General features: G+C 58.4%; 5 protein-coding genes and 1 pseudogene. 4 read left to right on the top strand and 2 right to left on the bottom strand.

Translation table 11 applies throughout. The features are described from left to right. Nucleotides 1-81: 81 nt before the first annotated feature. Nucleotides 82-1017: pseudogene (locus HIJ39_RS25000) on the top strand (MFS transporter); the annotation flags it as partial. Nucleotides 1018-1035: 18 nt separating this feature from the next. Here the strand turns inward: HIJ39_RS25000 and HIJ39_RS20985 are convergent. Next, nucleotides 1036-2022, bottom strand: a complete 987-nt coding sequence (locus tag HIJ39_RS20985) for a class I SAM-dependent methyltransferase (protein WP_169102992.1) — start codon at nt 2020-2022, stop codon at nt 1036-1038. A 92-nt stretch (nt 2023-2114) separates the two neighbouring features. Next, on the bottom strand, nt 2115-3281 hold the full coding sequence (locus tag HIJ39_RS20980) for a PLP-dependent transferase (protein ID WP_169102991.1): 1167 nt from the start codon (nt 3279-3281) through the stop codon (nt 2115-2117). Nucleotides 3282-3437: 156 nt separating this feature from the next. Between HIJ39_RS20980 and HIJ39_RS20975 the strand changes: the two genes are divergently transcribed. The 3 genes from HIJ39_RS20975 to HIJ39_RS20965 all read left to right on the top strand — a co-directional run bounded on the left by HIJ39_RS20975 (nt 3438) and on the right by HIJ39_RS20965 (nt 6028). Then, nucleotides 3438-3956 carry a transcription repressor NadR gene (locus tag HIJ39_RS20975; RefSeq protein ID WP_169102990.1) on the top strand — a complete coding sequence of 173 codons (519 nt, stop codon included), beginning with the start codon at nt 3438-3440 and terminating at the stop codon, nt 3954-3956. Nucleotides 3957-4030: 74 nt separating this feature from the next. After that, complete coding sequence (locus tag HIJ39_RS20970) at nt 4031-5380, top strand: cytosine permease (RefSeq protein ID WP_169102989.1); 1350 nt, start codon at nt 4031-4033, stop codon at nt 5378-5380. An 84-nt stretch (nt 5381-5464) separates the two neighbouring features. After that, nucleotides 5465-6028, top strand: coding sequence for a DUF2231 domain-containing protein (locus HIJ39_RS20965; RefSeq protein ID WP_243239874.1), 564 nt, complete (start codon nt 5465-5467; stop codon nt 6026-6028). The last annotated feature ends 83 nt before the right edge of the window (nt 6029-6111 follow it).

Here is a 6111-nt window from a genome sequence, read left to right as displayed (position 1 = left end):
TTCTATGGGGAGGAGGGCGCTCAAGGGGCACTCGCTACCACAGCCAAGCCCCGAGGCCCCTCTTTACCTACCAGCTACGGCGTGGCCGCCGTAGCCCTTACATGGGTTCCTCGCGGAGCATGGACATCCACCATTCTTCTTATTTGGGCCCCGGTGGGACTCAGTGTAGGCATCGCGGCCGGTGGCATTCTTGCCGACCGGCTGGGACGTCGGCGGCTGTTAACCTGGGGACCGGCAGGTTACATCGCCGGATCGGCTGCCTTGCTCCTAGGATCCGGGTTATGGCCGGCTCTCGTGGGCTCAGGCCTTCTCATCGTCACCGCCGGCATTGAAAGCAATACCATTCTCACCTATTCACAAGAACTGGTTCCGGCCCATTTTAAGCGGCAAACCATGTACGCGGAGCTCAACTTTGTGAACATGGGCGGGTTGGCACTCGCCGCTCTAGCGTTTTTAGGGCACCGTTGGGGTCCACACCTTTTGCGCCGGGGCATGACCATTTTGCCACTGGCTTTGGCCCTCGCCAGCTTCTGGCTTCGGCGCCCCCTCACCGAATCCGTTTTATGGGCCAAAAGCTTCCGCAATCCGCTGCGATCGCACACCTTGCCCCGGGACTTCGGCCTCAGACTGGGGGTGGCCGCCGCCTTTTCCTTTGCCAACACCGCCGGATTTTCTCTGTTGACCTATGCGTTCGGGGCCGAATTTCTACCCCGACACTTTCATCATTTGGTGCTGGTGTCCACAGCGACCGCATTTCTCGTTGGTTTGCTCGCCCGGTGGCTAGGAAGACTTCAGGCCCCCACCATACTTCTCACTGGCTATGGCATGGCACTTATAGCGGCCATTTTCCTCGCCCTAATCCGGACCCCGGCACATCCTGCGTTCTGGCCGATTCTCTTTACCCTCAGCGCCTTTACGTCGATGAGCTATCTGGCCGAGGACACCTTCAAAACCGACGCGTGGCCTTCCCTTATCCGCGCGCGGATAATCGGGCTAGTGCGCGTGACCGGTTTGGTCGGCTACGCCGTCCTGTTGTCAGCCGCCCACCGAGCGGAGGTGGGTCAATTTCTCACGCTCATCACCGCCGTATGGGCCGTTGGGTTCATCGCTGCCGTTATCTGGTGGTTGGCTCGCCACCGTCAAAATCAGGGCGCTGTAGCCGCTCACCGGGTCGGTAATCGGCTCTCCCGATCGAAAATTCGCTAAATGCCCGAGACGCTCAATGTCGGTCATGGAGTAGACGCGCCCCAATCGCCGCTCTAGCTTTACGTGGAGATCAAAAAGTCGGGGTCCGGAACCCGGGCCATCAAAGTATCCGGCCACCACGAGACGCCCTTTCGGCGCTAAATGCCGATGGCACCGTTCAAAGAGTTGTCCTACTTGTTGCGGAGAAAAGCTCTCAATAAATCGGGCCAAAAGAATGCCGTCAAACAGTCCCTCGGGAAAGGTTTGAAAGACATCCCCGCCCCAGGCCTCCAGATGGGGGTCCAGCCGGTTCCATTGCTTAGCTATGAGCGGACGGTCCGCCAGCGTAACATATGCACCCGACCGGCTCAAGGTCTGTCCCACCACCCCAGGTCCAGCCCCTACATCAAGCCAGCGCTGTCCTTGCACGTCGCCCAACACCGTACAAATCCAGTGGGCCAGTTCGTAGCTGCGGTCTCGAAGCCGGGCCTGGTCCTCCCAGGCCAAATCTGACGGCTCCTTGGCCCCAGGGTGAAGGCGCTCTCCCAGGGACGCCCAGTCTTTCGCCTGGGAGGCAGCCAGACGCGCCAAAGGCGCGTTTGCTGGTTTCGCATGCTGGTACCAGAGACCAGAGGCAGGATCCCGACGAATCCAACCCCACCAAGCCATAAGTCGCAAAGTGGCCTCCAAAATGACGCCATCGAACCCCTCAAGAATCAGCACCTCTTCCGCGCACCCGTTCCGAAGCCGCGCCCAAAGACCAGAACGTTCCGCGGCCGACCAAACCATCGCCTCATAAAAGCTTTCGGAAAGAAGCGCCCAATCACCAGGGTTCATGATGCATCCCTCCTGCCGAGCAATACTGGCAGAGTAATGTACGCATCAGCTTTGCAACCGGCGCCTGTCAAGGTTGGCTTATTGGCCGCATTTTAGGCGAGTGCTTGACGGAAGTCCTCGATGAGGTCATCGATGTGTTCAATGCCGACGGATATTCGTACGGTACCCTCATCAATCCCCACCCGTTCCTTTTCCTCGGCAGTCAGTTCGCGATGCGAGGCCACTACAGGATGAGAGATGGAGGTGGATACGTCGCCCAAGCTGGTCACCAACCGCACATGGTGAAGTCGATTGACGAGGTGCTCAACAGCCTCAAGTCCGCCTGCCAAATGAATCGCCAGGATCGCGCCAAATCCGTGTTCCAATAGCCGGCTGGCGATCGGATAATCGGGATGGAATTGAAGCCCGGGATAATCGACCTGATCAATCCCGGAAACTGAGGTGAGGGACTCAGCCAGTTTTCGCGCATTTTGCGACGATCGCTCCATGCGCAGGGCCAGAGTCCGTGCGCCGCGAAGGGCCAACCAGGAGGCCATCGGATCGGGCGTCACGCCCATGATATCCACCAACTGCTGCACCCGGCCAATCGCTTTAGGGGATCCCACCACCGCCCCTAGTATCACGTCATCATGGCCGCCAATAAACTTGGTCACAGAATGGACGATTAAGTCCGCCCCCCAGTTGAGGGGTCGCGCATGAAAGGGGCTAGCAAAGGTATTGTCGATTATCACAAGCACATTGTGCGCGTGGGCCGCTTGAATCACCGCATCCCAGGGGCTCACCCGGCCGCGAGGGTTGGAAATGGTCTCGCCAATCAAGATCCCCGAACCGCGGTGGCTCCAATACTTTGGCAATGCTTCGGGCTGGTGCGTGTCGACCCAGACAAAGGAGTAGCCGAGCGGCTCGAGGACGTGCCGGACCAACCCCACGGTGCCACCATAAATCTCCCGGGCCACATAAATGGACGTCGGCGTCGGCGCAAGCGCCAAAATGGCCGCGAGCATGGCACCCGTACCTGAGGCGGTGATGACGGAACCCTCGCCCTCTTCCAAAGCGGCCATCAGTTGGGCCAATTCCTCGGTGGTCGGATTCCCTCCACCTCGCGTATAGGTATAACCAGGCTCCTGGCCTTGTAGAACCCGTTCCACTTGTTGCAAGCTGCGATAGCTGTAGGCCGCCGTTTGATAAATTGGCGGGCTCACCGGATTATCAGGCCAGACACGCTCCGATACCTTGACTAAACGGGTTTCCAACCTCACCTTGAAGCCTCCCCCATCGTTCATTTCACCCTTCCCGAACTAGCTTCTCCTCGAACGCCATAAATCCTGCCATGAGCGGGTGGAGCATTGCGAATCTCTTCTGGCGCGATATGCTTAAAGCGCAAGGCCGCTTTAGGCCAAAAAGGAGCGAACCTCATGAACCGGCAAGAACGACAAGCACTCATTGTCTCCCTCCTCCGTAGCGCAACCGAGCCCATGCGTGGCGAAGATCTGGCAGACCAAGCGCAGGTGACACGCCAAGTCGTAGTCCACGAAATTGCCCTGCTGCGCGCCGCGGGCGTCCCCATCCTCTCGACGCCGCGCGGATACCGCCTCTCGTCGCTCGATTATCCGAGCAGAGAGCGCACCATTATCGCCGTCCGTCACACGCCCGAGCAAACCGCCGAGGAACTCTACACTCTGGTTGACCACGGTCTTGCCGTGCACAGCGTCATTGTCGCCCATCCCATCTACGGACACCTCGAGGGAAGCTTAGAAATCCGCTCCCGTATCGACGTGGCATCCTTCTTGCAACAAGTTGAGGCTGACCAAGCATCCCTGTTGTCTTCATTGACCGACGGATATCATATGCACACCGTCAGTTTTCAACGGTCGAAAGATCTGGAGCTTGCCCGTCAAGCGCTCAGGCGCGCTGGCATCGCCGTACTGGACTAGCTCCACGGGCTTGAAATCCCTTTTCAATTACTGTATATACAGGTGTATACTCTAATCTGAAATGAGGATTTCCTGTGTCGCACTCATCAGCTCCGCTTTATGGCGACCGCACGCTCGCCGTCGAACCATACGGGGTCCAAAGCGTTCCCGATCAAGAGCGCCACGGCTCGCCCCGAAGCCAATTCTTTCTCTGGCTGGGTAGCAATCTAACCATCGCCGACTTCGCGTTAGGTTTCTTCCCCATTTCCCTCGGCATGTCCTGGCCGTGGACCATCGCCGCGCTTGTCGTGGGCAACGTACTCGGTGCGGCAGCGGTTAGCTTGGCCGCCGCCATGGGCCCCCAAGCCGGACGACCCCAGTTAATGATTAGCCGCATCCTGTTTGGACGCTGGGGAGGCCAACTCCCTGCCCTGCTTAACTACATCAGCACCATCGGGTGGTTCTCCGTCAACAACATTCTTGGCTCCTTCGGACTTCAAGTCTTGTTTCCGCATCTGCCGTTTTGGGCGGCCTCAGGCCTTTTGGTCATTATTCAGGGGCTTTTAGCCATCTTTGGCCACAACATGATTCACGTCTACGAGCGAATCATGGCCGTTATTCTGGGTGTGTTGTTTCTGGTGGTCTCGATTATCTTGGTCCGTGGCCATGCCCTGGCTGCCTATCATCCGGTTTTGCATGCTCCATGGGCGCCCTTCGCGCTGGTGGTGGCGGCCGCACTGTCCTACTTGGGCAGCTGGGCTCCCTATGCTTCAGATTACAGTCGCTATCTCCCCCGTACGACATCGCCGCGGTCCGTGCGCCGCTGGAGCTTCTTTGGCGGATTTATCGCGTCTTTATGGCTTGAGTTGGTAGGCGCCGGGGTGGCCGTGGCACGCGGCGCCAACGCCAATCCCATCGCCGCTCTACATCAGGTGTCGGGAGGCTTCGGTGCGCTGGCGGTCGTGGCCATCATTCTCGGAGGCACAGCAGCCGACGCTCTGAATCTCTATTCGAACGCACTGGCGGCCGGGGCCATGAACATCCGGCTGCCACGCTGGAGTCTTGCGGTGGCAGCCAGCATCATCGGTCTTGCGTTGAGCTGGTTGGGTTCCGGAGCCTTTGAGCAATACTATGACAACTTCCTGTTGCTTTTGGGATATTGGCTTACCCCCTGGCTCGGCGTCATGCTGGTGGGATGGTATCGCCGCCGGCACCCGTCCCAGGAGTCCTCCAGCATAGCCTGGCCGGCGCTAATAAGCTTTTTGGTCGGATTTGGGACATCGGTGCCCTTCATGTCCTCGGCCCTCTACACCGGTCCCATAGCTCACACGCTCCATGGCGCCGATTTGACGTTTTATGTGGGATTTCTCGTCGCAGCAGGCCTTTACGCCCTCCTGACACGCCCCACCCGCCGGCCCGCCTCACGGCTGAAGATCGAAGCGTGACGTACGAGTCTGGTAAAATGTTGCATGAGTCCCCCCGTATCCGTCACACTCCTGACGGATACTTTTTTTCAGGGAGCGTGGCTTATGGCAATCTGGAATGCAATCTTAGGTCTATGGATCCGCATCGGATTACACCTTTTTCCACCCGTAATTCATCCGATGTTAGTCCATTTTCCCATTGTCCTGCTCTATGGCAGCCTCTTCACCTCCGTTTTGGGGCTGTTTTTCCCGCGCGGCGACCGCTTTTTTTCCCGCGCTAGCTTCTGGCTTCTCGCTCTCGGCCTCATCGCCGGCATCGTTGCGGCTGCCGCCGGCGTCATTTCTGAGCAATACGTCAAGTGGACACCGGTAACCAGTACCCTCTTGAGTACCCACCAGGCGTATGCCGTACTCACGGGACTATTTGTCATCCTGGCCTTGATCTCGCGCTTGCTGGCCCGCTTCAGCCGAGGGTCTTACGGTCGGGCGTGGTCGTTCGCCAATACCGGACGCGGACGCGAAACCATCTTCTCCTGGGTTTTTGTGGTCGCCTCCGTGGTGATGGTCACCATGACAGCTTCGATTGGAGGCACCATGGTCTACCAATACGGAGTCGGCGTGCACGGACTTTTGTTTCATACCCCCGCTTTGTTGCATTCTAAGCCATAATAGCTTCAAGTCCCGCGGTTAAATGTCAAGATCCATTTTTCTCACGGGACAGCCGGGAAAAGCCAGGCTGAACTAAACCGTCC

Origin of the sequence: Sulfobacillus harzensis (assembly GCF_012933365.1) — a bacterium.
Taxonomy (GTDB): domain Bacteria; phylum Bacillota; class Sulfobacillia; order Sulfobacillales; family Sulfobacillaceae; genus Sulfobacillus_B; species Sulfobacillus_B harzensis.
This window is presented reverse-complemented; position numbering and strand designations above follow the sequence as displayed.

Bases quoted from the DNA above. Each gene is read 5' to 3' on its own strand.
- HIJ39_RS20985 (WP_169102992.1), bottom strand. From the start codon at position 2,022: ATGAACCCTGGTGATTGGGCGCTTCTTTCCGAAAGCTTTTATGAGGCG.
- HIJ39_RS20975 (WP_169102990.1), top strand. From the start codon at position 3,438: ATGAACCGGCAAGAACGACAAGCACTCATTGTCTCCCTCCTCCGTAGC.
- HIJ39_RS20965 (WP_243239874.1), top strand. From the start codon at position 5,465: ATGGCAATCTGGAATGCAATCTTAGGTCTATGGATCCGCATCGGATTA.